The sequence below is a fragment of the Candidatus Contendobacter odensis Run_B_J11 genome, from assembly GCF_000531125.1.
GTDB lineage: Bacteria > Pseudomonadota > Gammaproteobacteria > Competibacterales > Competibacteraceae > Contendibacter > Contendibacter odensensis.
This window is the reverse complement of the sequence record NZ_CBTK010000286.1, coordinates 1-25,060: the sequence shown is the minus strand read 5'-3', so window position 1 is coordinate 25,060 and position 25,060 is coordinate 1. Positions and strand designations below refer to the sequence as shown.

At 58.9% G+C, this 25,060-nt stretch carries 34 protein-coding genes and 1 pseudogene; 30 read left to right on the top strand and 5 right to left on the bottom strand.

Features of this window, described 5'->3' with window-relative positions:
• Positions 1-20: 20 nt before the first annotated feature.
• The 4 genes from BN874_RS18080 to BN874_RS18065 all read right to left on the bottom strand — a co-directional run bounded on the left by BN874_RS18080 (position 21) and on the right by BN874_RS18065 (position 2,385).
• Positions 21-338 (bottom strand): hypothetical protein, encoded by a 318-nt coding sequence (locus tag BN874_RS18080; protein ID WP_154725015.1) that lies wholly within the window; start codon positions 336-338, stop codon positions 21-23.
• Positions 339-348: 10 nt separating this feature from the next.
• The gene (locus BN874_RS18075; protein WP_034435694.1) at positions 349-552 is read right to left on the bottom strand and encodes a hypothetical protein; all 204 of its coding nucleotides are present in this window, start codon (positions 550-552) and stop codon (positions 349-351) included.
• Positions 553-667: 115 nt separating this feature from the next.
• Positions 668-1,738: a KilA-N domain-containing protein gene (locus tag BN874_RS22910; RefSeq protein WP_051498028.1), complete on the bottom strand. Its 1,071-nt coding sequence runs from the start codon at positions 1,736-1,738 to the stop codon at positions 668-670.
• Positions 1,739-1,959: 221 nt separating this feature from the next.
• Positions 1,960-2,385 carry a hypothetical protein gene (locus BN874_RS18065; RefSeq protein ID WP_034435692.1) on the bottom strand — a complete coding sequence of 142 codons (426 nt, stop codon included), beginning with the start codon at positions 2,383-2,385 and terminating at the stop codon, positions 1,960-1,962.
• Positions 2,386-2,652: 267 nt separating this feature from the next.
• Here BN874_RS18065 and BN874_RS26545 point away from each other — a divergent pair, with 267 nt between their 5' ends.
• Positions 2,653-2,778: a helix-turn-helix domain-containing protein gene (locus BN874_RS26545; protein ID WP_420886149.1), complete on the top strand. Its 126-nt coding sequence runs from the start codon at positions 2,653-2,655 to the stop codon at positions 2,776-2,778.
• Between the two features lie 30 nt (positions 2,779-2,808).
• Here the strand turns inward: BN874_RS26545 and BN874_RS18060 are convergent, their stop codons facing one another.
• Positions 2,809-3,186 (bottom strand): helix-turn-helix domain-containing protein, encoded by a 378-nt coding sequence (locus BN874_RS18060; protein ID WP_034435690.1) that lies wholly within the window; start codon positions 3,184-3,186, stop codon positions 2,809-2,811.
• A gap of 52 nt (positions 3,187-3,238) precedes the next feature.
• Between BN874_RS18060 and BN874_RS18055 the strand changes: the two genes are divergently transcribed.
• The 29 genes and pseudogenes from BN874_RS18055 to BN874_RS17920 form a co-directional block, all read left to right on the top strand.
• Positions 3,239-3,460 (top strand): helix-turn-helix domain-containing protein, encoded by a 222-nt coding sequence (locus BN874_RS18055; RefSeq protein ID WP_034435689.1) that lies wholly within the window; start codon positions 3,239-3,241, stop codon positions 3,458-3,460.
• A 161-nt stretch (positions 3,461-3,621) separates the two neighbouring features.
• Entirely contained in the window at positions 3,622-3,984 is a 363-nt protein-coding gene (locus BN874_RS18050) for a hypothetical protein (RefSeq protein WP_034435688.1), read from the top strand.
• Positions 3,981-4,922 carry a hypothetical protein gene (locus BN874_RS22905; RefSeq protein ID WP_051498027.1) on the top strand — a complete coding sequence of 314 codons (942 nt, stop codon included), beginning with the start codon at positions 3,981-3,983 and terminating at the stop codon, positions 4,920-4,922. Before BN874_RS18050 ends, BN874_RS22905 begins: the two co-directional genes overlap by 4 nt.
• A complete protein-coding gene (gene dnaB, locus BN874_RS18040; RefSeq protein WP_051498026.1) occupies positions 4,915-6,303 on the top strand; it encodes a replicative DNA helicase in 1,389 nt (462 codons plus the stop codon). The genes BN874_RS22905 and dnaB overlap by 8 nt, the downstream gene beginning before the upstream one ends.
• Positions 6,293-6,556 (top strand): hypothetical protein, encoded by a 264-nt coding sequence (locus tag BN874_RS18035; protein ID WP_034435687.1) that lies wholly within the window; start codon positions 6,293-6,295, stop codon positions 6,554-6,556. The genes dnaB and BN874_RS18035 overlap by 11 nt, the downstream gene beginning before the upstream one ends.
• A 208-nt stretch (positions 6,557-6,764) precedes the next feature.
• Positions 6,765-7,175, top strand: coding sequence for a hypothetical protein (locus BN874_RS18030; RefSeq protein WP_195912221.1), 411 nt, complete (start codon positions 6,765-6,767; stop codon positions 7,173-7,175).
• A complete protein-coding gene (locus BN874_RS18025) occupies positions 7,168-7,470 on the top strand; it encodes a hypothetical protein (protein WP_034435686.1) in 303 nt (100 codons plus the stop codon). Before BN874_RS18030 ends, BN874_RS18025 begins: the two co-directional genes overlap by 8 nt.
• Before the next feature lie 127 nt (positions 7,471-7,597).
• Entirely contained in the window at positions 7,598-8,515 is a 918-nt protein-coding gene (locus tag BN874_RS22900; protein WP_154725014.1) for a hypothetical protein, read from the top strand.
• Positions 8,512-8,700, top strand: coding sequence for a hypothetical protein (locus BN874_RS18015; protein ID WP_034435685.1), 189 nt, complete (start codon positions 8,512-8,514; stop codon positions 8,698-8,700). Before BN874_RS22900 ends, BN874_RS18015 begins: the two co-directional genes overlap by 4 nt.
• Before the next feature lie 57 nt (positions 8,701-8,757).
• Positions 8,758-9,081: an H-NS histone family protein gene (locus BN874_RS18010; RefSeq protein WP_034435684.1), complete on the top strand. Its 324-nt coding sequence runs from the start codon at positions 8,758-8,760 to the stop codon at positions 9,079-9,081.
• Complete coding sequence (locus tag BN874_RS18005; RefSeq protein ID WP_034435683.1) at positions 9,078-9,464, top strand: RusA family crossover junction endodeoxyribonuclease; 387 nt, start codon at positions 9,078-9,080, stop codon at positions 9,462-9,464. The genes BN874_RS18010 and BN874_RS18005 overlap by 4 nt, the downstream gene beginning before the upstream one ends.
• A complete protein-coding gene (dut, locus tag BN874_RS18000; RefSeq protein WP_034435682.1) occupies positions 9,452-9,880 on the top strand; it encodes a dUTP diphosphatase in 429 nt (142 codons plus the stop codon). Before BN874_RS18005 ends, dut begins: the two co-directional genes overlap by 13 nt.
• 5 nt (positions 9,881-9,885) lie before the next feature.
• Positions 9,886-10,188, top strand: a pseudogene (locus BN874_RS26540) (FAD-dependent thymidylate synthase); the annotation flags it as partial.
• A gap of 151 nt (positions 10,189-10,339) precedes the next feature.
• The gene (locus BN874_RS26535) at positions 10,340-10,528 is read left to right on the top strand and encodes an FAD-dependent thymidylate synthase (protein ID WP_420886148.1); all 189 of its coding nucleotides are present in this window, start codon (positions 10,340-10,342) and stop codon (positions 10,526-10,528) included.
• Positions 10,525-10,779, top strand: coding sequence for a hypothetical protein (locus tag BN874_RS17990; protein ID WP_230314484.1), 255 nt, complete (start codon positions 10,525-10,527; stop codon positions 10,777-10,779). Before BN874_RS26535 ends, BN874_RS17990 begins: the two co-directional genes overlap by 4 nt.
• Positions 10,776-11,255 (top strand): glycoside hydrolase family 73 protein, encoded by a 480-nt coding sequence (locus tag BN874_RS17985; RefSeq protein WP_051498023.1) that lies wholly within the window; start codon positions 10,776-10,778, stop codon positions 11,253-11,255. The genes BN874_RS17990 and BN874_RS17985 overlap by 4 nt, the downstream gene beginning before the upstream one ends.
• A 41-nt stretch (positions 11,256-11,296) precedes the next feature.
• The gene (locus BN874_RS22890) at positions 11,297-12,091 is read left to right on the top strand and encodes a hypothetical protein (RefSeq protein ID WP_051498022.1); all 795 of its coding nucleotides are present in this window, start codon (positions 11,297-11,299) and stop codon (positions 12,089-12,091) included.
• A complete protein-coding gene (locus BN874_RS17975; protein ID WP_034435681.1) occupies positions 12,091-12,594 on the top strand; it encodes a DUF4376 domain-containing protein in 504 nt (167 codons plus the stop codon). Before BN874_RS22890 ends, BN874_RS17975 begins: the two co-directional genes overlap by 1 nt.
• Entirely contained in the window at positions 12,595-13,440 is an 846-nt protein-coding gene (locus tag BN874_RS17970) for a hypothetical protein (RefSeq protein WP_034435680.1), read from the top strand.
• On the top strand, positions 13,437-13,766 hold the full coding sequence (locus tag BN874_RS17965; RefSeq protein WP_034435679.1) for a phage fiber-tail adaptor protein: 330 nt from the start codon (positions 13,437-13,439) through the stop codon (positions 13,764-13,766). The genes BN874_RS17970 and BN874_RS17965 overlap by 4 nt, the downstream gene beginning before the upstream one ends.
• 53 nt (positions 13,767-13,819) lie before the next feature.
• Positions 13,820-14,296, top strand: a complete 477-nt coding sequence (locus tag BN874_RS17960; protein WP_034435678.1) for a phage tail fiber protein — start codon at positions 13,820-13,822, stop codon at positions 14,294-14,296.
• A complete protein-coding gene (locus BN874_RS17955) occupies positions 14,296-15,555 on the top strand; it encodes a site-specific DNA-methyltransferase (RefSeq protein ID WP_051498021.1) in 1,260 nt (419 codons plus the stop codon). The genes BN874_RS17960 and BN874_RS17955 overlap by 1 nt, the downstream gene beginning before the upstream one ends.
• Positions 15,552-16,142, top strand: coding sequence for a hypothetical protein (locus BN874_RS17950; RefSeq protein ID WP_051498020.1), 591 nt, complete (start codon positions 15,552-15,554; stop codon positions 16,140-16,142). Before BN874_RS17955 ends, BN874_RS17950 begins: the two co-directional genes overlap by 4 nt.
• Positions 16,132-17,514: a terminase large subunit domain-containing protein gene (locus tag BN874_RS17945; protein WP_081756500.1), complete on the top strand. Its 1,383-nt coding sequence runs from the start codon at positions 16,132-16,134 to the stop codon at positions 17,512-17,514. Before BN874_RS17950 ends, BN874_RS17945 begins: the two co-directional genes overlap by 11 nt.
• 131 nt (positions 17,515-17,645) lie before the next feature.
• The gene (locus BN874_RS17940) at positions 17,646-18,968 is read left to right on the top strand and encodes a phage portal protein family protein (RefSeq protein WP_051498019.1); all 1,323 of its coding nucleotides are present in this window, start codon (positions 17,646-17,648) and stop codon (positions 18,966-18,968) included.
• Positions 18,965-19,255 (top strand): Gp49 family protein, encoded by a 291-nt coding sequence (locus BN874_RS17935; RefSeq protein WP_051498018.1) that lies wholly within the window; start codon positions 18,965-18,967, stop codon positions 19,253-19,255. The genes BN874_RS17940 and BN874_RS17935 overlap by 4 nt, the downstream gene beginning before the upstream one ends.
• On the top strand, positions 19,242-20,417 hold the full coding sequence (locus BN874_RS17930; protein WP_034435677.1) for a structural protein: 1,176 nt from the start codon (positions 19,242-19,244) through the stop codon (positions 20,415-20,417). The genes BN874_RS17935 and BN874_RS17930 overlap by 14 nt, the downstream gene beginning before the upstream one ends.
• Positions 20,418-20,590: 173 nt before the next feature.
• Positions 20,591-24,862 carry an ADP-ribosyltransferase gene (locus BN874_RS22885; protein WP_051498017.1) on the top strand — a complete coding sequence of 1,424 codons (4,272 nt, stop codon included), beginning with the start codon at positions 20,591-20,593 and terminating at the stop codon, positions 24,860-24,862.
• A gap of 13 nt (positions 24,863-24,875) precedes the next feature.
• On the top strand, positions 24,876-25,060 hold a 185-nt coding region (locus BN874_RS17920), incomplete at its 3' end, for a hypothetical protein (RefSeq protein WP_034435676.1).

Genomic DNA, 25,060 nt, shown 5'->3' with positions numbered 1-25,060 from the left:
TCAGTCTCCAAAAGTGAGAATTAAGCGCGTGACATTGCCACGCGGCGATGTTGCTGGTGGTTCCGATACTTCTGTTGCCAGGCGATGTCCTCGCGGGTGACGCCCTTGACCGGCGTCAGCGGAGCCATCAGGGCGTTTTCATCCTCGTCATCCTGAGCCGCCAAGGCAGCGGTTGCCTCGGCCAACAGCCGCTCCGAGCGCAGCAGGATCGCGGCGGTCAGCCCTTTTTGAAGGCGGGCATCACAAGCCAGTTCCCGCAGCCGGGAGTTGAGCGGCGCGGAAAGCAAATCCGCCCAGGCATCGGCCACATGAGCAATGGTTTCAAGGCTGGAATCCATGTCGATCTCCTTAATCCGCATCAATCGTGACGAAATAGCCCGACTCGGTTTCCTCCACCGTCATCGGGGCGTCGCTATCGCTCAGACCCTCAATCCAGTGTCGAACTCCTGCAAGGGCGTCTTTGGCGCTGTTGGCAATGCCGATCTGATCAAAGCCTTCGTCGGGATCGTCGTCGGTATAGCGATAATGCAGGGGCTTTTTTGTTTCGCTCATCTTTGCTGCTCCTTTTCGTTTGCGTGGTTGACGGTGATAATAATAGTATCTTTAGGATACCAAAGCAAGGATTTAATAACCGCCCAATAGGCGGTTAAGGTGCTGCGAGACAGGGTTAGACGCCAATCCGGCGCAGCGGGTTAGGCCAGGCATCCGGGGCGGGTGGCGACATGCGAACTTCGCGCATCCCGATCAGGGCAAGGCAGGCGATAGCATCCACAAAGCCCATTTCCTGACCTCGCCCCTGCCGCCAGTTTTCGCCAGTACCGGGTTCCCGATGAAGCCCTAGCAGGGCCGCGCAGAGCGCATGGTAGGCTTCGCGTTCGTTGTTGTGGGAGAGGGTTCGGAGTTCTTCCGAAAAGCCAAATCCGACTTCTAAGCCGTCATTCCAGACTTCATCATCGTCATGCTCGACCGTCCAGCCGAGCAGGCGTTGATGGTGATCCAGGCGCACAAAGGACAGGTCTTCGGCGCGTCTCGGATTTTTGACGGCTGGCTTTTTCTCTCGCGCCGGAGCGGCAGTGACCGCAGATTCTACCCTGGCGACCGACTCGCTAATCTGTTGCAGCAAGACGGAGGTTTGTTGATCCGGCGCGGGCAGGGCCAGCTTGCCTTTGGTAATGGGCATCGCTTCCAGGAAGGCCATGGCCTCTTCAAACCGGCGGGCGGGAAGTTGCGAGTATTTTCCCAACTCAAAATGATCGTTCAATCCAGTGTAGAAAAAGGAAATGTACTTTCCGGTCTCCCTGGATCGACGGGTCGCCATCTGCCGGATCGCGCTTTGTTGCGCCGGAGTGATCGGATCGTCGGAAATCGCGGGAGTGGGAAGGGGTAGGGAGGCTTGGGAACCATGCAAAATGGATTCAACTTGCAGGTCGCACCAGATAGCAAAGCGGGTATCCAGCCAGCGAGAGAATGGAACCCCAAGCTTGGGGTGCATCCAGGTTCCTCCCCCAGCGGTTGGGTTGCCAAACTTGGTTATAACTAATTGATTTTTATCAAGTGTGAGAAAATCACACACTTGATTGATGTAGGATTTGGTATCCGGCAACGCCAGCCAGTCTACTGGACGCCTATCAAACGGTTTAGCCACAGCGGTTGCGTTGAAAAACGCATCATTCGTGAAGGGAACCTTGAGAGACAGACCTTCGTGTTCGTAGGTCTTGACGATCATTTGGGTGTTCATGGGTACAGCCTCTATCGTTTTTTCAATTACCTTCATTAGAAGGTGGTCAGGAAGTTGAAAACCGCGATAGACGGCGCAGGGTATTGGATATTTCCCCGCCTTCCTGACCATTGATCAGGGCGCAAAAAAACCGCAAGGCTTTCGGGTGCGGGTACCGCTATCGGGAGTTTTCAAGCTCCGAGTTCAGCATAGCCCCGCTTGATCTGAAAAATCAACTACAATTATTCAACCCCCTTTGTGGCCGTGATGATTTTCCCGTTGTATAGCTGGCAGATGAAGGATTCCGCCCCGCCATACGCGCCGAACGAGTTCTTGGCGTTGACGTGGATCGTGATGGTGGCGAGCTTGCCGTCAACCGTAGTGTCCGGTTTCCCTTCAATTCGCAGCGATTTACGATCCTTCCAGTCTAAATGGCCGCGAATATAGTCCAAGCAGGTATAAGCGTTGTCGGGCGGCATCCCCGGCGTCGAAGGTCTGCTGGCAGCGCCAGAAACCGCAAAAATAACGACCCCGACAATCCACAATGGAGGCGCAGCAACGGCAGCCCCCATCAGCCACCACCAGATCGACATCTTCGTCTTTTTTGCTCCGTGCCAGCACCCCACCACCACCAGCCCCACCACCAGCCCCATGATCCACAGATTCATCTCTCGCCATCCTCATTACAGTCGTCAAAAGGGATTATTTTCGTACCCTTTCATTTTTGAAACGCCGTGAAACGAATCTCGTTTCAAAAATGAAATCCGCTCAAACAGTGTCATTCCCGGTCAACCCCTGTGCCAAAGCGCCGATCCCGTCCGTGAATTTTTTAGTATCCAAAAGTAACCCGTTCCTATAAAATACTTGTACATTAGCAGTCACCTATAACCTAACCGGGACACTCTCGCTTGAATCCGCACATTGATCACCTTGATATGGCATTCGTTATTCGCTTGGCTAAGACACTGGGAGTCTCGTTAGAGTGGCTCCTTTTCGGGACGGGAGAAGAACCTAAGCCTCGCTGCTGCCAGGAATGCCAGTCACCCCCCCCCCGAAAATAAAACGCATGTATCAGAAAAATAACGCCTCCGCTAGTTTTTAGTGGCCGCGCTGGTCGCCGCATCCAGCATCGCTTCAAAGATCTGGCGGCTGCGCGGATCGAGCTTTTCGATCTGCTGTGCGGTCTTTTTGGACGCGGTCGCGGGCGCGGGGCGCATATCGCCGCGTCCGGTCATCAGCCAGTCAAACGACACGTTCAGCCCATTGGCAATCCGCTGGGCGGTCGTGGCGGACGGGAGCTTCATCCCATGCCGCCAGGCGTGGATGGTGGTGCTTTTCACCTCGAACGCTCGCGCTAATTCGAGTTGGGTTTCGCCGATGGTGTGCCGCGCCTGGTAGCAGGCTTCGCGGAAGCGGACGGCAAATTCTTTGTGTTCGCCAGACGGCGGGCCGGGGATTTTCTTAGGCATATATCACTCCTCATCTTGCCGTTTTCAGTCGCTATCGGATACCATAATCGTCATGAACGATATCCAACGTGCGATCCACATCATCGGTACGAACCGGCTGGCGAAGGCTTGCCGGGTCAAGCACCCGTCCGTCAATAAGTGGGGCAAGGCGGGCCGACTTCCGCGAACGGAGTGGACGGGGGAAACCCGCTATGCCGAAGTCATCGAGCAGCTTTCAGAAGGGCGGGTGACGGTCAAAGAGCTGCTGCGCCTGCCGCACCGTCCGCCTCGCTAACCGCTCCCGATCCGGGGGGGCATCCCAGAGAAAAACAGGATGCCTTTGTAGGGTTAATCATAGTAGCTACAAGTTACCATTACAAGTCATGCGGCGTATGTGCGGTAGCGCACATAGCGATGGATTGTCCGTAAAATTATCTTCTATAGCGAGAAAAAATCATGCCATTTCAGCGGGGAAACGCCGTTATTTTGTTGATAATCAGCGGTTTAAGAGTTGTTGAGTCAGTATCTAAAAGCGACTATGGTAGGCAAAGAAAAAGCCCCGGCGCAGGGGCTTTCCGATTCAACGCAACAGCAACAAAGGAATTTTCAATGAAGGCTCATTGTAGCACATCGGGCGGGAACGGAAACGCAATCCGGCTTCCCGTTGAAATGCTGGAAAGGGTTTATACGGGAATCACCGATTTTTATCCCGCAATTCCAGATGATTCGCTAATGGAGTATGTCGCCCTCGTAGATTTTATGCGTATGGCGCTGGATGAGCTGATCCGAGTTTCAGCCCAAGGGGAGGACGCGCCATGAGGGACTACGGCAAAGTTTCGGCTCAATTCTGGACAGGGAAAACCGGGCGAGCATTGCGCGGCGATCCGACCGCTCAGGTGATCGCGCTGTACCTGATGACCAGCCCTCACTCCAACATGATCGGAGCCTATTACTGCCCAATCGCCTATATCGCCAACGATACCGGCATCCCCTTTGAAGGGGCTTGCAAGGGGCTTGATAAGTTAGTGACCGATGGGTTCTGTGAGTATGACGCCGACTCCGATTGGGTATGGGTGCGCGAGATGGCGCGGTTCCAAATCGCGGAGTCTCTAAAAGCGAATGACAATCTGGTGATCGGGATTCGCAAGGAATACCGACAGCTTCCAGAGGGGGGGATTAAATCGCATTTTTTTGAAAGGTATTCAGAGGCTTACCACCTATCCAGCCCTTCTGGAATCGCCGCCGATAAGCAAGCCCATTTGAAGGGGCTTGGTAAGGGGCTTGGTAAGGGGGTTAGCAAGCCCCTCCGAAGCCAAGAGCAGGAGCAGGAGCAGGAACAGGAGCAAGAGCAGGAACAGGAACAAGACTTAAAACATTCATCACCTGAAGGTGATGTCGTCGTCTCGCCGCCGGGCGACACCCCCCCTACCGCCCTCTCGAAAGCCAAGATCGACCCCACGCCGTATCAAGCCATCGTCGCGCTGTACCACGAATGCCTGCCTACCCTGCCTACCGTCGCCAAGCTCACGCCCCTTCGCAAAACCCAGATCAAGCGAGCCTGGCGTGAAGACCTCAAGACCCTGCCCGACTGGGAACGCTACTTCCGCTACATCGCCGAACAAAACGGATTCCTCGTCGGCAAGGTGCCGGGCAAAAACGGCAAAGCCCCGTTCACCGCAAGCCTGGAGTGGATCACCCACGACGGGCACATGACCAGCATCATCGAAGGCAAGTACGAGGATCACGACCATGCCTGAACTCTTCTCCCGCGAGGCTGAACAAGCCGTCATCGGCGGACTGTTTGTCTCGCCGATTGCCTTCGCTGAAATCGCCGACCGAGTCGCCCTGTCCGACTTCGCCGGGGCCGATCACCGGCACATCTGGCAGGCCATGGCGGCGCTGACGGCTGAACACCGCCCGATTGACATCCTCACCGTCGCCGAACGGCTGGAACGGGACGGGCTGATTCCCGGCCAGGTGGACTTCTCGTACCTCGGCCTGCTGGCGCACGACACCCCGTCTGCGGCGAACGTCCGCACCTATGCCGACCTGGTGCGCGGCTACTCCAAGCGCCGGCAACTGGCGGTGATCGCCACCCAACTGGCGGCGCTGGCGCACAGCGAGTCGGATGTCGAGAAGGCCATCAACAGCGCCAAGGCCGCGCTGGCGACGCTGGAATCCACAGGCAAGGCCGACACCCTACAGCCCCTGTCCGTCGCCCTGAGCGCGGTACTGGCCGACCTGGATGCGCGAGCCAACCACACGCCTCGCCTGCTCGGCGCCTCGACCGCTCTGGACGCGGTAGACCGCATGACGGACGGGCTGCAACCGGGCCGGCTGTACGTGATCGCCGGACGCCCCTCGACCGGCAAATCGCTGATCGGGCTGCAATGGCTATGGGCGGCAGTGGCCGCAGGGCACAACGGGCTGCTGGCGACGCTGGAAATGGGCGCCAAGGAAGTCGCGGCGCGGCTGCTCGCCAGCGAAACGCCGATAGACCACGGCCAGTTGCAATCGGCGCGGCTGGATGAAGCCGACTGGGGAAAGCTGGCGGAATCCGCAGCGGGGCTGATGAGCGCCGCGCTGTGGATCGACGATTCGCCGTCGCTGTCCATCGCCGAACTCCAGAGCCGGGCGCGTCGCCTGCATCGCCAGCACCCGCTCGGCATCGTCGTCGTGGACTACATCGGGCTGATGACCGGCAACAAAACCGGCAGCCGCTACGACAACCGGGCGCAGGAAGTGGGGCAAATCTCTGGCGGGTTGAAAGCCTTGGCGCGAGAGTTGAACTGTCCGGTCGTCGCGCTGGCGCAACTGAACCGCGATCTCGAACAGCGCACCAACAAGCGCCCGATCATGGCCGATCTGCGGGAAAGCGGCAGCATCGAGCAGGACGCCGACGTGATCGGGTTCCTCTACCGCGACGAGTTGTACGACGAAGCGAGCCTCGACAAAGGCTGCGCGGAGTTGATTTTTCGCAAAAACCGCCAAGGCAAAATCGGCACAGTCCCGCTCAAGTTCGAGGGCCAGTTTTGCCGGTTTAGCGCGCTGGCCGGAGGGCTACCGAGCCAGAACGCGCCCGCAGCGCCGAAAAAAGGCAAGGGTTTCCGCAAGGGAGGCGACTACGTTGACTACTGAAATTCTGGACAGGATTCGGGCCAGGGGCGTTCCCTCGATTCCCTCCGCGACCGTCCTCGCCAATGGGCGCCGGGCGCAACTGGCGACGTTCCCCCCGGAATTGCGGGAAGCGATGAAGGTCGCCGCCAAGCGCCACGCCTGGACGCCGGAAACCTGGATGATCCAGGTGGCGCTGATCGCCGATTGCCGACATGCCGGACGCTGTTCCGACGACGATTTGGTTTTAGCCTATCAAAACCCACCACCAGAATAGCCCTAGAAGCCGTCAAAACGGGCGCGTGTGGCGTCCGTTTCTGCTTTTGCTACCAACGTAGCGGGTCGGTTGAAATCGTGGCTTAAAACGCAAAATAGGCGGCACGGCGATTTTAGGCTGTCCTGCGCGGGCGAGGCTTAGGAGTTGAGTTGCGCTCCCGCAAAAAAAAGCAGATAATAGTATCTGAAAGCAACCAAAGGAAAAACGTATGTGGATTTTTTTGAATGACGCCTTTTTGAGTATCGTCGAGGACAAAAATAACCCTGATTTCCTGCTGGTGCGCGGGCGGATCAAGGGCGATATTGAGCAGGTGTTTCCAGACTATTTAGCCATAGAAGGCGAGGGTACGGACTATCGCTTTCGCGCCTTGGTGGAGCGGGATATTGTCGCCGAGGCGCTGTACCATGCCGCTTGCAACGTGGATTACGGCAATTTCAAGAGCAGCGTCCAGGAGCGCGAGCGCCACGATAAGTACATGAAAGTGTGGGAAGTGATGGCGAATTGGCAGTCGCAAGCTGAGTCAAGAGAGCGGGCGACTGAAAAAGCCGCGAAATTGGCGGCAAAATCGGCTGAAAAACCCCTAAAACCGGCAAGCAAAAGAGTCAAAACCAGTGGCTAAAAAGCTCTACGATTTATCAGTAAAAACGCGCACCTACACTGATAATCAGGGTAAGGAGAAAGGAGTCTGGCAGAATGTTGGCTCAGTCTGGCTGGGGGATGACGGCGGCAAGTGGATCACGCTGTCGCGCTGGTTCAACCCGGCTGGGGTGAATGTCGAGCCGAATCGGGACAGCATTATGGTTTCGATGTTCAAGCCGGAGGACAAGAACGTGGTGATCCAGGACGTGCCGCGATCCGCGCCGCAACGGGCCGCACCTGCGCCGGCGCCGGCAGAGGACGACATCCCGTTCTGACGCCCGCAATTATCGCTGATAGCGGCTGATACAGTCTCCCGACGAGGGCGTCGGAAAACAAAAAACCGCAACACTGAAATCACAGTGCTGCGGCTGGTTTATAACTCTTGACGACATGGTGAATGATGTGGCTTCAAAAATTAGAAGTGAAATGGTTCTGGTAACTCCCGAAATGGCAACAAAATATCTCAGTTGCAACGAGCAGAATCGTCGGGTTCGCTTGGGGTGGGTGGATTGTCTAGCGACTTCGATTAAGAATGGAGAATGGCAATTTACTCATCAAGGGATTGCGTTTTCAGAAACCGGGAGGCTACTGGACGGGCAGCATCGGCTTATGGCGATTGCGAAGGCGGGGATTCCGGTTTCTGTCATCATCACCCATGGGTTAGATGATAATACCTTCGCCGCGATTGATTGCGGCATAAGACGAACCGACGAAGATTTAACGCGGCTACCTAAATTCACGGTGGAAGCAACGAAACTACTGATAACTATTATGAATTTTGATGTTAATGGTTATTTGAGTAGATCAGCGAAAAAAACTACTCCCGCCCAAATTCACTTGTATGCCGACATTATAGGCGTTTTCTGTGATCTGCTTCTGAAGAAAGCGCCTACCAAAGCGGCGATATTTAGCTCTACTCCGGTGAGGTTAGCGGCGATTTACGCGATGATGACAGGGGAGTCACTGGATTATGTGATTTCCACGTATCGGAAACTGGTATTGAGAGATACAGCGTCTATGTCTCCGATTTGTCATTCGGCGGTACGCCAGGTACTTACAGGAACAGTGACCACCAGAGGAGGTGATGATGTTCGTATTGAGAACTTTGCTCGGTTTATCGCCGTGTTTAAAGAAACGAACAAGAACGTCTTGAAACTCAAGGCCCGCGACCGGACGACCGTAATCCAAGAGGTGAGAAAAGAACTCAAGCATTGGTTTTCTAGTGAGGTTTCTCCAGTATTGAAATCAAAGATTGAAACGGTACGCTCATCTGTTTATGAACAGATGACATTAACGCAGGAGCGCAAGGAAACCGCATGATCACCCCCAAGCCCGACCGCCCGCGTCCCGATTTGCGCTGCCCGTATACCGGCTGCGCGTCGCCGGTGATCCAGTTTAAACTGTCCGCCGATCCGAAGCAGACAGGGTTTCGCTGCCGCGTCCACGGCATGATTGCCCCGCCCGTAGCGGCCAGTGCGGCCAGCGGGTTCACAGCGAAATCGTAGCGTGACTCTTTTTTAATCCCTGAAAGCGACTATACTTCACCCATAAGGACACAGCCCATGTCAAGAATATCGTTTGATGATGATCCGAACCTCACCCTGGCCGACCGGCTGGATGCACTGACGACGATCCGCGATAACGTGGACGCGCAGATCACCGCGATCCGGCAGGATATTCGAGATCAAATCTTGAAGCTGAACGCGCTGATCAATCCGCAGCCGGTCAAGGTCGCCAAGGTCAGGCCGCCCAAGCCGCCTCGGTACGCCAACCCCGACGATCCGCTGGACACCTGGAGCGGGTACGGACGCCGCCCACCGTGGTTTCAGAAGGCGACCCGCGATGGAATTGATCCGGAGACGTTAGAGATTCCGGGTTATTCATGATCGAGCCGCTGCTGACGCTGACCTTGCCGGTACCGCCGTCCATGAATCACATCTGGCGGCATGTCGGCGGGAAGGTGCTACTCAGCAAAGCGGCGCGGGACTACCGAAAGGCGGTCAAGGCGCACGTCACCGGCCTGTTGCTGGTGCTGCGCTGGAAGCCGCTGGAAGGGCGGCTGGCCGTTAAAGCGATACTGTATCCGAAAACCGCTGCGCCCCGCGACTGCGACAACGTGTTCAAGGGTATCGGCGATGCCCTCACCGCCTCCGGGGTCTGGCTGGATGACGCTCAGATTGACTGCTTGATGATTGAGCGAAAGCCTGCCGACAAATTCAATCCCCGCGTCATTGTTGAGATTAGAGAGTACCCATCATGCCCCTTCTAGTGAAACGACTGCGGGAGAGCGCCATCCTCCCGACTCGCGCCCATGAGACGGACGCGGGGCTTGATCTGTACGCCGACATTCCTGAGCCGATCCGCATCCCCCCCGGAGAGCGGGTCTTGGTGCCGACCGGGATTGCGATCAGCCTGTGGCCGTGGACGTGCGGGCAGATCTGGCCGCGATCCGGCATGGCCGTGGCCTTTGGCGTGGATACGCTGGCCGGCATCGTGGATTCCGGCTATCGCGGCGAGGTCAAGGTGGCGCTGATCAACCACGGCCATGATCGGGTCACGATTAACTCCGGCGACCGCATCGCCCAACTGGTTCTCGTCACGATTGCACGGGATGAGGTTCTGGAAGTCTCCGAATTGCCCTCGGCGGATCGTCGTGGCAACGGATTCGGGAGCAGCGGAGTTTGAGTGCCGTGGAGCGAGTGGACTGCCAAGGCGACCTGTTGGTGGTGAATGCCGCCAGGGCGTCGCTGGATAAGCAGCACATGACGTTTGACGGCGTGAACGATCAGCGGCTACTGAACTACCTGGCGCTCCATGGGCACATCAGCCCGTTCTTTCACCCGCAGATCACGCTGCGAATCACCGCGCCGATTTTCATTGCTCGACAACTCATGCGAAGCACGGTCGGGCTGGCGGTTTCGGAAGTCAGCCGGCGTTATGTCTCGACCCCGCCCACCTACTGGCACCCGGTCGCGTGGCGTTCTGCCGTAGCGAACGTCAAGCAGGGCAGCGGCGGCGCTCTACCCAAAGCCAAGGCGCGGCTGGTCGGAGCGATGTACCGGGCCGTCCTGGCGGTCTGCGATACCGCCTACCGCCTACCGCCTCAGTCTCAGGATCGGACTGTGTCCAGAGCAGGCGCGGGCGATGCTGCCGCTTTCGCTGGAAACGACCTGGATTTGGACGGGTTCGCTGTACGCTTTTTGGCGGGTTTATCAGTTGCGATCCGAGGCACACGCGCAGCAGGAAAGCCAGTGGATCGCGGCGCAGATTAAACGGGAATGCCGGGCGCAATGCCCTGAGAGTTGGACAGCCTTGGAGAATGCCCTGTCGTGAGTGAGCCGATTGATTTCTACGGAGTGGCTTGGCCGCAAGAGTGCGCTGACCCGATTGTCGAGACGGTACGCCAGAAGCTGAAAGCGCGATCCGAGGTCGGGATTGCGAAGTACGGCCATACCCTGGCACGAACCGATTTAAGCCGGCTGGATTGGCTGCGTCACGCTCAGGAAGAGGCGATGGACTTGGCGCTGTACCTGCAAAAGCTGATCGATCTGGAAATGTCACCGCCGGACTGGAGCGCCGCATGATCCTGTTCAAGACGCCGTCGGACTTTGTGCTGACGCTGTGGGAAGACGCCGATGAGGCAGCCGCGATGATCGGACTACCGGCCTCCGCGCTACTGGCCCAGGCCGCGAACGAAACCGGGTACGGCAAGCACATCCCACAGGCGGGGACGGTGTTCAGCTACAACCTGTTCGGCATTAAGGCGGGGAAGTCCTGGACAGGGCCGACCGTCAAGAACCAGACCGCCGAGCATGGCAAAGCAGGCTGGCGACAAGAAGCGGCATCCTTCCGGGTGTACGCCAGCTATGCCGAGAGCTTTAAGGGCTTTGTCGCATTCCTGAAAGCCAATGCCCGATACAAGCCCGCACTGAATCGCGCCGAAGAGGGCGATGTCGGCGGATTCTTTCGGGCCTTACAAGTCGCCGGCTATGCGACCGACCCCGATTATGCCGACAAGATTATTGCGATTGAGCGGCGCATTAAACAGATTAGGAGTTGAGCATGAATCTTATTGAACTCCAAGCTGAAAAGAGCTAACCCATGGCCCTCGTTTACAAAGACCGAGTGCAAGAAACCACCACCACTACCGGCACCGGGACACTCACCCTTGCGGGTGCGGTGTCCGGGTTTCAATCGTTTTCCGCGATTGGCAATGCAAATACCTGCATCTACTGTATCGAAGATGCGAACGGCGCGTGGGAAGTGGGCGTGGGCACCTACACTCTCAGTGGAACGACACTGGCCCGCACCACGGTATTAGCGAGTAGCGCGAGCGGGAGTGCGATTACGCTGAGTTCCGGGACTCATAAAGTTTATGTGACTGCCGATGCGCGAATTATGACCGCCGCCGATAGAATGCGAGTCGGGGGATTCAGCGCCCGAGGAGACGGCAGTACGCTGATTACCATTACCAATGGCGGCACGACGCTGGTTTCTTCTGCTGCGAAAACCGAAGACTTCGATATCGATAGCGCATTTGACCCGTCTACAGGAATTTGGCAGCCCACTCAATCAGGGGTGTATATCGTTGGAGGATCGGCTATTACGAACAGCACCGCAACAAGCGGATCAACCTTTGCAGTTTATTGCGACTGGTCTACTGATGGGAGTTCATGGTCTTCTACGGAGAATCGTGGGTTGTTGTGGCGAGGGATTAGCGGCGCAGTAGGATCGGTGGGCGGAAGTGGCGCGTTTTTAGTGTATGCCAACGGATCAACGGATCGTTGGAGATTGTCGGTTTTTTATAATGGGGCAGGTACGATCACAGTTCCCGGTATTGCCGGAAATAAAGACTGGATTCGATTTTGGGCAAAATATATGGGGGAAACCTCCTAATGTTAGCGAATGCGCTATTGCAAATTTACCCTGATTTGCAATTCGGGCCGAACGAACCCGGCGTGGAATGCGCGATTTACCGCGAAAACGGCGTGGATTCTATCGTTCAATGGAACCGCCCCGAACCGCAACCGAACGAATCCGAATTGCTGGCGGCTTTTGACGCGCTGGCATGGGCGAAAGCCGAGAAAAAAGCCGAATTAGCGGCCTCTCGCTACACCGCTGAAATCGGCGGGATGGTCTGGAATGGCTGGCCGGTGGCGACCGATGAACGCTCTCGAATCTCGATGTTGGGCGCAGTGATTCAGGTGAATATGGGCCTTTGGTCGGGTGGCTGGAAGTTTGCCGATGGCGTCTTCCGGGCATTGACAGGCGAACAAGTGGTGGCGATGTCCGCATCGGTCGGCGCTCATGTAGCGGCCTGTTTCGCGCAAGAGTCCGCTCGGCTGGCAACGCTTGAAACGGCGGATACGCTAGAAGCCATTGCTCAGGTGGTGTGGTAAATGATTCTTTCCGGCGCTCCCGTTTCCGGTTGTCCGATTGCGGCACGGGTTGCGGATGCGGGCGCAACACCCATCCCGCTCACCGGCGCGGCGCTGTCCGTGATGACCGCAACCGGTGTGGTCACCATGACGATGCCGCTGACCGGGGCAGCATCCGGTCAAGCCACAGCGACGGGAGCCGTCACTATGGCCTCCGCGCTGGCGGCAACGGCAACGGCCACCACAACAGCAACCGGCGACGTGCGAATGCAGATCACCGTGGCCGGGAACGCGGTCGCGGCGGCAGCCACAGCGGGCGGTACTCTCCAGATGACCACCCCTGTTTCTGGATCGGCTGCGGGGCAAGCCACAGCGACGGGCGATGTAAAGATGACATTTGCGCTGTCCGGCGCAGCACTGGCGCAAGCGACCGCAGCCGCTAACTTGACCGCGCTGTCCGCAGGCCAGTTGGCCGGCAACGCCCAGGCTCAGGCCAGCGCCAGCGGCAGTTTGATGATGAATGTCGCACTGGCCGGTACGGCTCAGGCGCGGGCATCGAGCGCCGGGAACGTGACCAGCATCATTCCGATTTCCGGGGCTGCCGTATCGGCTATGGGCGCAACCGGAAACCTCATCGTCACGCTCGGTTTTGGGCTGTCCGCAGCCGCATTGGCTCAGGCCAGCGCGGGCGGGAGCATCACGATGACCATTCCGCTCTTGGGCGCGGCGGTGTCTCGCGCTGTCGTCGCCGGGGCTTTGGGATTGGACAGCGACAACTGGCTCCCCAACCCAGGCCGGACGCTGATCGTCCTGGCCGAGAATCGAACGCTGACCCTCACCGCAGGACAACGAGTGATCGTGCTATGACCGTAGGCGAATTTAAGCGGGTGGTTCCTGATGGTGTGCTGATCGAGAAAAATCCGACCAGCACCTTGGACTATGTGATCGATCTATCGCTGGAAATGGCTGCGTCGGGCGATACGCTGGCGACAGTCACCTGGGATGTCCCGGCAGGGCTGACCTCTGTGCTGACCAGCAAGACGGACACTCAGGCGGTCATCTGGCTGACGGGCGGAACCTATTCCTCGTCGGTGACCACGCAGTACGTGGTGACCTGCACTTACACCACGACCGCAGGGCGCGGCGACAGCCGTCAATTCACGGTACTGATGCGCCCGGTGTATGAGTTTTAATCGGCTTTTTAATCCCCAGGAGTGATGACATGACGTTTTTTAAGAGACTAAGCATGGCGTTGGTTTTGTTGGTGGCCTCGGTAGCGGCGTATCCCGCAGCGATGACCGATACCCTCGAAAACAGCGTCATAGACTGGCTGTTACGCGGGCAAGCCTTTACGCCTCCAGCGACCGTCTGGGTGGCGCTGTTCACAACCTGCCCGACCGACAGCACGGCTGGGACGGAGGTGACGGGCGGCAGCTATGCGCGAGTGAGCATTGCATCGAGCCTGGCGAATTGGGCCGGTACGCAGTCCTCCGGCAGCACGGTCGCATCGTCGGGAACGGGCGGCACCACCTCGAACAATGCAACCGTCCCCTTCCCTCCGGCGACTGCGGATTGGGGTACGGTCAACTGCTTCGGCCTCATGTCGGCATCCAGCGGCGGCACGTTGTACATCTACACCGCGCTGACCACGCCCCGCACCATCACGAACGGCTCGACGGCGAGTTTCGCCGCTGCCGCGCTGACCTTCCAGATCGACAACTAATGACCACCACTCCCGGCGCGAATCACGTCGAATGGCTGCCGGTCACGGGCCTCATCCCCTTTGCCCGCAACGCCAAGACGCACTCGGATTCCCAAATTGCAAAAATTGCTGGGTCAATCCGGGAGTTCGGCTTTAACGCGCCGGTACTGGTGGACGCCACGGACGGCATCATCGCCGGGCATGGCCGAGTGCTGGCGGCGCGCAAGCTCGGCATGGAGACGGTTCCGTGCGTCCGGCTGCCGCACTTGTCGGAGACGCAGAAACGGGCCTACATCATCGCCGATAACCGACTGGCGGAACTCGCCGAGTGGGACAACGACCTGCTGGCCGTGGAACTGGAAGACCTCAAGATCGAGGGCTTTGATCTGGAGTTGACCGGCTGGGACGGCGAAGAACTGGACGCGCTGCTGGAGGAACTCCAGGAGGAGGTGCCGGACAACGCCGACGACAGCGGCAGCGAGATGGATCTGGCTGACGAACTCCAGGAGAAGTGGCAGACCGCAACCGGGCAACTCTGGCGGATCGGCGAGCATCGCCTCTACTGCGCCGACTGCACGAATCCGGAAAACGTAGCGCGACTCCTGCAGGGCGAGAAAGCGGCGATCTGCTGGACAGATCCGCCCTGGAACGTGGCGTATGGCGAAGAATTCAGAGGCGGGAATAACGCCCTCGGCTGGAAGAAGCGAACCATCGCCAATGACAACTTGGGCGACCAGTTCCCGGAGTTTGTCGCGCAGTTCGTGGCCGCTATCTTTGGCGCGGTACTGCCGGACGCTCCGCTCTACATGGCGATGTCGGCACAGGAGTGGCCGGTGATTCACGCCGGGCTGACCGGCGCGGGGTTCCACTGGTCAAGCACGGTGATTTGGGCGAAGGACAGCCTGGTGGTTAGCCGCAAGGATTATCACACTCAGTATGAACCGCTCTGGTACGGATGGCGCGGCGATGCGGCGCGGCTGTGTCCCGTCGAAGATCGCAAGCAATCCGACCTGTGGCAAATCCCTCGCCCCAAGCGGTCGGATCACCATCCCACAATGAAGCCGATTGAACTGGTGCAGCGCAGTCTCGAAAACAGCAGCCGCAAAGGCGATCTGGTGTTTGAGCCGTTCGCCGGGTCGGGCACGACGCTGATCGCGGGCCAGAATTGCGGGCGGCGGGTCTACGGGATTGAGATGGAGCCGAAGTATGTCGCCTGCATCCTGGAACGGATGGTGGCCGCGTTCCCGCATCTGTCCGTGACGCTGGAGGATGCGCCATGACCGCGATCCGTACCGCGCCCACTGCCGCGCCTCGCAAAAAGAAGAAGCCCGACTGGGCGAAAATCCGCGCCGGCTACGAGACGGGCGGGACGCTGAGAGGACTCAGCGAGAAGTACGGCGTGGCCTGGCAGACGATCCAGCATCGCAAAGACAAAGAGGACTGGAGTCAGGATTTCAAGGAAGTCATTCTTCGTAAGGCCGAAGAGCAACTGGCCGGGCTGTCCGTCAACGACGACGCGGATAAAAGGGCGGCGGCGATAGCCGAGGAAGCCGCCAAGAAAGCAACGGTACTGGCGCGGCATCGCAATGAATGGAACGCGGTACGCAAGCTGGCCTATGAAGCCATCCAGGACGGCAAGCACGATTTTGAGAAAGCCAAGCTGGCGAAAATCACCAGCGAAACGCTGCAAATCGTTCAGCACAACGAGCGCAAAGCCTGGGGGCTGAACGATCCAGCGCCGGTCGCTACGGACACTGCCGGCGTGGATCGGCAGCAGACCGCGATGGTGGCGATCAATAATCTACTGGCCTCCATCGTCCTGGTGAAGCACGAACAGGGCACAACGGACTCGGACGATGCTCGATAGAGCCTTACAGCGGAGCCTTAAAATCGGGCTGCCGCGCCACTTGCGCTACCTGCAAGAAGATCAGCAATCCGCGATCATGCGGCGGATCGAGTGGCTGTCCTCGGCGCGATCCTCGCAGCTTATCCCGCCCGGAATGTTCATTCACCTCATTTTGGCCGGGCGCGGGTTCGGTAAGACGCTGACGGCCAGCCAAGAGGCGTGGTGGCTGGCCTCATCAAACCCCGGCTGGCGGATCGCGGTCGTCGCGCCTACGGCGGGAGACTTGCGCCGCACGGTGTTTGAGGGCGACTCTGGATTGCTCCGGGTGACGCCTGCCGAGGTGCTGCGTGGCGGCGAGATCGGCCATGCCTACAATCGCTCCCTGTTTGAAATGCACTTCAAGAACGGATCGTTGATTCAAGGCTTTGCGGCAACCGAGCCGGATCGGCTGCGCGGGCCACAGTTTCACGCCGCGTTCTGCGATGAATTAGCCGCTTGGTCAAGATTGCAGGACACTTGGGACCAGTTGATGATGACCCTGCGGCTTGGAAAACAGCCGCGAGTGGTGATTGCCACCACTCCCCGTCCGGTCGCGATGATCAAGCAGCTTCTGGCGCGGCAAGGTCAGGATGTCTATGTGGTGCGCGGCAGCACCTTTGAGAACGTCGCTAATCTCGCGCCGGGATTCATCGCCACGCTGCGGCAACGCTACGAAGGGACGCGCCTCGCTCGACAAGAGTTATACGCCGAGGTGCTGGAAGACGTGCCGGGCGCGCTGTGGCAACGGACGGAGATTGACCAGCATCGCGCCAAGGACACTCCGGCGTTGCAGCGGGTCGTGGTCGCGGTTGATCCGGCGGTCAGCAATACCGAGGGCAGCGATGAAACCGGAATCATTGTCGCCGGGTTAGGCACGGATCGGCGCGGGTACGTCCTGGAAGACGCCACCTTGCGCGGCGCTCCTGACGAGTGGGCACGGCAGGCGGTCAGGATGTACGACGCTCACCGGGCCGATTTGCTGGTCTCTGAGGTCAACAACGGCGGCGATCTGGTGATGGCGACCGTCAAGACCGCAGCACAAGACCTGTTTCAGCGGGGCGAACGCCCCAACCCGGAAATCAATCAGCGCAAAATCCACAGCAGCCGGGGCAAGGTGATCCGGGCCGAGCCGATTGCCGCGCTGTACGCCCAAGGCCGGGTCAGTCACATCCACTCACTGCCGACGCTGGAAGATCAGATGTGCGTGTTCACCAGCGACTTTGACCGGGGGAAATCCGGGTACTCGCCGGATCGCGTGGATGCGCTGGTGTTTGCGCTGTCAGAACTGATGCTCAACCAAGCGCCGATTGTGGCGGGCGCAGCAGGCCGGACGCGGGAATCGCCGTGGCAGTGAACCTGTAAGCAATCCTTACACGTTGCAACGCGCAACAAACGCGCAAGCCTCGTTTTATTTCCCCGATGTTTGCGCGTTTTGTTAAAGTATCCGATAGCGATAATTTTGATTCCTTTCGAGGGCAGTGCGTCATGGTCGATCTGGTCCAGGTAGGCGATTCCGGCTTACGCCGCAGCGGCGGGTATATCAGCGAAGAATTCCTGCCGGAACTGCGCGGCAGCCTGGCCGTTCGCCAGTACCGGCAGATGGCCGATAACGACGCCACCATCGGCGCGATCCTGTTTGCGATTGAAATGCTCTGCCGTCAGGTCACCTGGGACATGCAGCCGGTCGATGACAGCAGCGGGGCCGATGACGGAGCCGAGTTTGCGGAACAGGTGCTGTTTGACGATATGGAGATGCCCTGGGACAGCTTTATTTCGGAAGTGCTGTCGATGCTGGTCTACGGCTACGCGCCCTTTGAGACGGTCTGGAAGCTTCGCAAGGGCGACAGCAAAGACCCGCGCTACCGATCCCGATTCAGCGACGGCAAGGTAGGGTTACGGGCGTTGTCCATCCGGGCGCAAGAATCGGTTCGGCGCTGGCACTTTGCCGAAGATGGGACGGTGATCGGGCTTTGGCAGCAGCCGGAAACCGGCACGGAGATTTATATCCCGGCTGAAAAGCTGCTGCTGTTCCGTACCCGCTCGCGCAAGAACAACCCGGAAGGCGTCAGCCTGTTGCGGAACGCTTGGCGGTCGTGGAAGCTCAAGACCCGGATCGAGGAAATTGAAGGCATCGGCATCGAACGCGACCTCGCCGGGCTGCCGGTCGTTCGGATTCCCGGCCAGTTCATGTCGAGCTACGCCACGGATCAGGAAAAGGCGGCGGTACGCCACTACGAAGATCTGGTTCAGAACATCAAGCGCGACCGGCAAGAGGGCGTGGTGCTGCCGGGCGACAAGGACGAACAAGGGAACTACCTCTACGATTTGACCCTGCTCACCGCAGGCAGCAGCCGGGCGTTCGATACCGGAACGGTGATTGATCGCTACGAGCATCGCATGGCCTCGTCGGTACTGGCTGACTTCATCTTTCTAGGCCAGCAGGCGACCGGATCGTTCGCATTATCCAGCGACAAAACGGCGCTGTTCGCCACTGCCCTCGGCACGATCCTTAAGCAAATCGAGGAACCGATTAACCGTTTTCTACTGCCGCAACTGTGGAAGCTGAACGGGATGAAACCGGAAACGATGCCGACCTTGAGCCATGGCGACATCGAAAAGCCCGACTTAGCCCAACTGGGCGAGTTTATCCGGGCACTGTCCGGCTCTGGCGCAACCCTGTTCCCGGATCGCGATCTGGAAAACCGGCTGCGCGAGTTCGCCAGTCTGCCGAAAGCGCCGGAGGAAGGGGCAGAAGGCAAGGGGATGACGCCGGAAGAACAAGCCAAGCTGGACGTGGAGTTGCGGTGAACGGCGCCGATCCAGAGATCACGCCAGAGCAGATCAATGCCACCATTCGCGCCGTCCAGTTTTACCAATTCCCTGGCACGACGCTGACGGTGTGCGCCCTGACGCTGTGCAACGGATTTCACGTGGTCGGCGGGAGCGCCTGCGTCAGCCCGGATGATTTTGACGTGGAGCTGGGGCAACAGCGGGCCTTGGAAAACGCAAGGGGCGCGATTTGGGATTTAGAGGGATATTTGCTGTGCGAGAGGCAGTACCGCGACCGGATAGGGATTCCTGATGAGCGCCGCTGACGATGCCCGCTGGCGGGCGCTGGAACACCTGACCGCAGGCATGGAGCCGGGGATTGCCGATGCGCTGGATGCAGCGTTTCTGGCGATAGGCAGCAGTCTCGATCTGGACTACCTGATTGCGGAACTGGAAGCCGGGCATGTGGATCGGGTACTGGCGTTGCTCGCCGATGATCGGCTGGTGCCGGCGTTTACCGGGGCGATTCACGCGCTGCGCGAGGTCACGGCCAAGGCGGGCGCATGGGAAGCGAGTCTGATCAGCAAGATGCTGGCGACCAGTCTCAAGCCTCCCGTACCGCCTCCCGGCGCACTCCCCGGATGGCCTCCACCTCCGTCTGCCTTCGCGCCCAAGACGATGCTGTTTCGGTTCGATGCCCTGAACCCGAAGCTGATTGATCATATCCAGAGCTATGAGTTTGACCTGATCCGCGAGATCACCCGCCAGACCCGCGAGAGTGTCCGGTCGGCGGTACTGGCCGGGATGAACGCGGGCGAGAATCCGCGTGAAACCGCACGGCAGATTCGCCAGTCCATCGGATTAACTGAGCGCCAGCAGGCCGCTGTCGGGGCGTTTCGCAAGGAACTACAGAACTTCCACCTCAAGCAGAGCGCCGGAACCTGGAACCTGGGCGGGAAAATCAGTCGCGCTCCCGGAGGCGCTCAGACCTTTGCCGTAGATCAGTACGGGACACCCAAGGACGGAATTATCAGCCGCCGTCTGCGCGACTTTCGCTTTGACTCGACCCTGCAAGCGGCGATGGACTCCGGCAAGCCCCTGAGTACCGCCAAAATTGACCAGATGGTGGCGGCCTACACCCGAAAGTATCTGCGCTACCGATCCGAGATGATCGCCCGTACCGAGGCGCTGCGAGCGTCCAATGTGGGCATCCACCAGGCGTGGAAACAGGCCGCAGCGCAGGGACTGGTACAGGAAGACCTGCTGCGAAAACGCTGGCTGTTGGCGCTCGGCAGCGACCGTACCTGTAAGCATTGCCGCCCGATGCCCAAGCTCAACGCGGGCGAAGAAGGCTACGGGATTGGCGTGGATGATCGCTTCCAGACCGTGAAGGGCGATACCGTGGTGCGCCCTCCGTTGCATCCAGCCTGTAGATGCTCGGTCGTCATCCGGCAAATCGAGCCGGGGATGGTCAACCCGTTCGCGTAAAGGTCGCTAAAAACGACCTATCCGCCACTTATTGAATACTTTTTTTCGGAGCCGATGATGTCCATTGCTTTGTCTGCCGCGCAGTTCGCCCTAGCCTCCGTACAGCTTCATCAAGTACAGAAGGCCGCTAAAAGTCGGGAAAGTTTGACGCCAAGCGGCATCCCCGCTGGCCGATGGGGAGCGCAAAAGGCGGGCAGTTTGCGCCCAAGGGCATCGGTACGACCGTCTTTGGCGCGGGGACGCTGTTCGGCGGCGGCATTGCCTCGTCCATGTCGGGGATGACACCCGCGTTTCACAACGTCCCGAACGTGCATCCTGAAAACGATGAGGACGGCACTCCGGTTCCGATCAGTAACCCGACAAAGCCGACCGATCCGAAAGACTGGAACGATCCAGAGCAAACCGCGACCTGGACGCCCGGCAGCGCCTCGCCCAAAGAACTGAATGGCATCCCGGTCTCGAAATGGGCGGACGCGCCCAAGGACATCGCCGGCTGGGCAAAAATACCGGGCAACCCCGCGATCAAAGAGTCGGTCATGGACTCAGGATTCAAGCAGCCCGCCTCCGGAGCGGTGATCGTGGAGCCGGACGGGCGCATCTGGATCGCGCATCCGAGTAACGGCTACGGCGGGTCAAAGCAGGTCATGCCGAAAGGCAAGCAGGACATCGGGCTGACGCTGCAACAGGTCGCTATCAAGGAGGCGTATGAGGAAACTGGATTAAAAGTCAGGCTAGTAGATCATCTGATGGACGGCGAAACCGCCACCAGCAAAACCCGGTACTACCTGGCGGTTCGAGAGGGCGGCGACCCGGCGCACATGGGCTGGGAGTCGCAGGCCATGAGTCTGGTGCGATCCGATCAAGCCAAAGCGATGCTGGGCAAGGTCGCGGATCAGAACGCGATAGACGCTGCGATTTCCCATTTACACCAGCTTGCTAAAGACGCGCCTGAACCCGCCCAGACCGAGGTCGCGCCGGCCAAGGTGTCCAGCGTCAAGCCGGGTACCTACGAGTATCACCCGGACACCGGGCTACCTCGCCCTACCTTCAAGATCGGCAGCGATACGAATCCCGGCTGGGACTTGAAGGTCAAGGCGCTGTACCGCTTAGCGCAGAACGGGGATGTGGCCGGGCTGGAAGCCAAGACGTTCGGCAGCAACCCCTACGGCAAAAAGGCAACCGCGTACAAAGAGCATTTGCTGGAAGTCATGGCCGGGAAGGGCGCGGTTGCGGTCAAGCCGGTTGCGCCCAAGGTCGAGCCGGTCGCCGCTAAGCCCGCCGTTGCCGAAGTGGCAGCGGTTAAGCCTGTCGCGCCCAAGATTGACCCGGCTTCTGCTGGATTTGCGGCAGCGGCAGCCGAGGCGGTCGCGGTTAAGCCTGCTGTGCATATCGCCCCTGCCGCTGTGCCTGCTGCCGTAGCGGTTGATCCGGCAGTCTCGCCAAAAGCCATGCCTGCGCCCAAGACGCAAGCGGCATTCCCTGGCTACGAGTATCACCCGACGACCGGGCTACCCAAGCCTCCTCCGATTGGCAGCGCCAGCAATCCCGGATGGAACGGGAAAGTCAGGTCGCTCCATGCCTTAGCCGAAGCTGCGCTGATGTCCGGTAGCACCAAGGCGCTGGAAGCCAAGACCTTCGGCAGCAATAACTACGGCAAGAAGGCGACTCAGTACAAAGAGGCGCTGCTGTCGTCGCTGAAAGAGCAGGGCTTCGCGCCCAAGAAGCCGAGCGATCCGGCATCCGCTGGCATAGCGGCAGCGCGAGCCGAAGCGGCAGCGGTTGCGGTTGCAGTAAAGCCAGCGGCCACTCCCGTAGCGCCCAAACAGATCGGGGCGTATGACCTGGTTCCAAAGGACGCCGACCCACTCGCGGTATCGGTCGCTGGCGCAATGGCGACTTATGCGAATAACGGCGATGTGAGCGCACTTTCAGCAAAAGAAAACTGGATAGCCCTCACCTCCGTCCATGCTTACGATGCAGCCATCGCTCACGCTCAGGCGGTGAAAGATGCGGGTGGGGCTAAAACGGAAGGCGGACTCCCTTTTGCGACGCCTATCCCCGCACCTACCCCAAAGACCGCAATAAGCCCCAACACGCCGCTGACCGCTACTGATTTAGGCGACGGGCCTAAATTCATGTTGAACGGAATGGCGGGGAAAGCCAACGCGGGCGACACCGGCTTTCTTATGTCTCACAAAGCCGACTTTGAGTCCTCGACCTCGAAAGAGGCGTGGCGCAAAGCCTACGATCATGCCAAGGCGGTATCCGCGACCGGAGTGGGCGCACTTTCGCCATCGCTCGGCAAGCCAGTGAGCGCGAAAGTATCTCTATCCTCCCCACTCAGCGATATGCGTCTAGGGAAGATGGTCTTTGCCGCAAAACCAGCGAGCGATCCGGCGACCGTTTTCCCGGCTGTCACCAATATGGCGGCGAAAGCGAACGCAGGGGACGTTAAGGGGTTAGCGGCACAAAAAGACACGCTGACCAATGCCACTACCCCGGAGGCGTGGCAAACGGCTTATGAGTACGCTAAGGCGGTCAATGCTGCCGCAGCGCCGAAGGTAGACGCCAGCAAGCCGTCCACGCATTTCCAACTCTCCGACATGACGCCCGCTGGAGCCAAGCCGGGCGGATCGTCTCAGGGCGGGATGTACACCGACAAGGACGGCGCAAAGTGGCTGGTCAAGAGCTACCCGGACAGTGATCAAGCCAAGAACGAGGCGCTGGCCTCCCGGCTGTACAACGCAGCGGGCGCCCATGCTCCTGAAATGCAACTGGTTGACCTCGGCGGGAAGTATCACGGCGGAACCGGCATTGCCTCACGCTGGCTGGAAGGGCCGACAAAGCCGCTGTCGCCGAGCGACCCGCATGCCGTCAAGGCCGCGCAGAAGTCGTTCGTGATGGACGCCTGGCTGGGAAATTGGGATGCGGTCGGCGCGGCGCATGACAACATCGTCATCGACAAGAACGGCAAGGCGATCCGAGTCGATCCGGGCGGGGCGTTGCTGTACCGGGCCATGGGTTCCAAAAAGACCGACGCGGAATTCGGGAATACCGTGCCGGAATTGCACAGCCTGCGCGACCCGACTAAAAACCCGCAAGCGGCCAGCATCTACGGATCAATGACGAATGAGGATATCCAGCACAGCGCCCGGCAACTGAACGTCCTCGATAATTCCACGATTGAGACGCTGGTCAATCAATGGGGGCCGGGGACAGCGGCGGATCGGGCGGCACTGACCACCAAGCTGATCCTCCGCAAGAATGATCTGCTCAAACAAATACCCCAGCTAGGGAAGCCCACGATACCGGAGGTCACGGCCAACCCGGTACTGGCAAATTCCGCAGCGAAAGCGCCCAAGAGCAGCTTCAAGCCCGACCTGTTGTCGCCTCCGCAGGACTACCACCATTGGGCGGGGCCGGGCAAAGGGCTGTCGTCCAGTGAGGCTAAGAACGCACTCACCAATGAAATGGCAAATGATGTCTACGCGCTGGCGCTGACCGGCAACCGCACGGCGCTGAAAGCCTACGATCCGGCGGGGAAATCCACATCGAGTCAAACCACCACGCAGATCAACATCTACAAAGAGAAGTTGCTGCTGGAAATCGACAATCAACTGCATCCGACCACGGCGGTCGGCGGGAAAATGACCCCGCTGTATGCAGAAGTAAAATCCAAGGGCGCGGGGACGAATCCGGGCTATGCCATTGCGATGGATGCCCAAAACTATCCCCCCGTTGCCGGGGCGAATGTCGGGAAGATCAGTCCGAATAACAAAACCGGAGTCGGCAGCTATATCCTGCTAGGGAAAGTCAACGGTAAGTCGGTTCAAGACTATTGGGAACAAATCAGTCCGTGGAAAGGAACCCCGCATGGAGGGACGAGTCAATCCACTCCCGAACTGGATAAAATTGACTTCCCAACGGACATCAGGAAGCAGCACGAAGTCTATGCCAAGAGCTTAAAGGACTTAGATAATCCAGGGTATAACGCGATTCACGCCTACACCGGAAGCTCGTTTTATAAAGTCAATGAACAACTCCGCAACGGGCAAGGATTTACCAAACTAGGGAAAGAGATCGCTGTAGCGATGAATAGTCACGTCCAGGATTTACCGGAGGGCATGGCTTTTCGGAGAGGGCTGGATATAAGCGGCGATGCCCTTAAAGCGCTGCAAAGTCTCAAGCCGGGGACGGTGATTCAATCGCCGCAGTTTGAGAGTATGGCTCGGCCAGGGCATGGCTTTGGCGGGAATGTGGATCTGAGAATTATGGCGGGGCAGGGCGCAAAGGGACTGTACGTGAACAGTATCTCCGCGCATCCCGGTGAAGGCGAGTTATTAGGCGCGTATGGACAGCGGTATGCCATCCATAATGTTAAGATAAACAACGCAAAAACGATTGTCGAAATGATTTTATTGCCGCATGTGGATGCGGTTCTTTAACCCGGAGTGCGCCATGACCTCAGACCAAGAACAAAGAGCCGCTGACACCGGCATCCCGCAAGCCTTTCGGACTCAAGCCGGGACGCCGGAGCGCCCGCCGCTGGCGAATCAGGATGAAATGGAAGGGCTGCTGCGTCAGTACCTGAGCCAAACGGCGGACAACTACGACGCCTATCTGGCGAACGAACTGGATAGCGT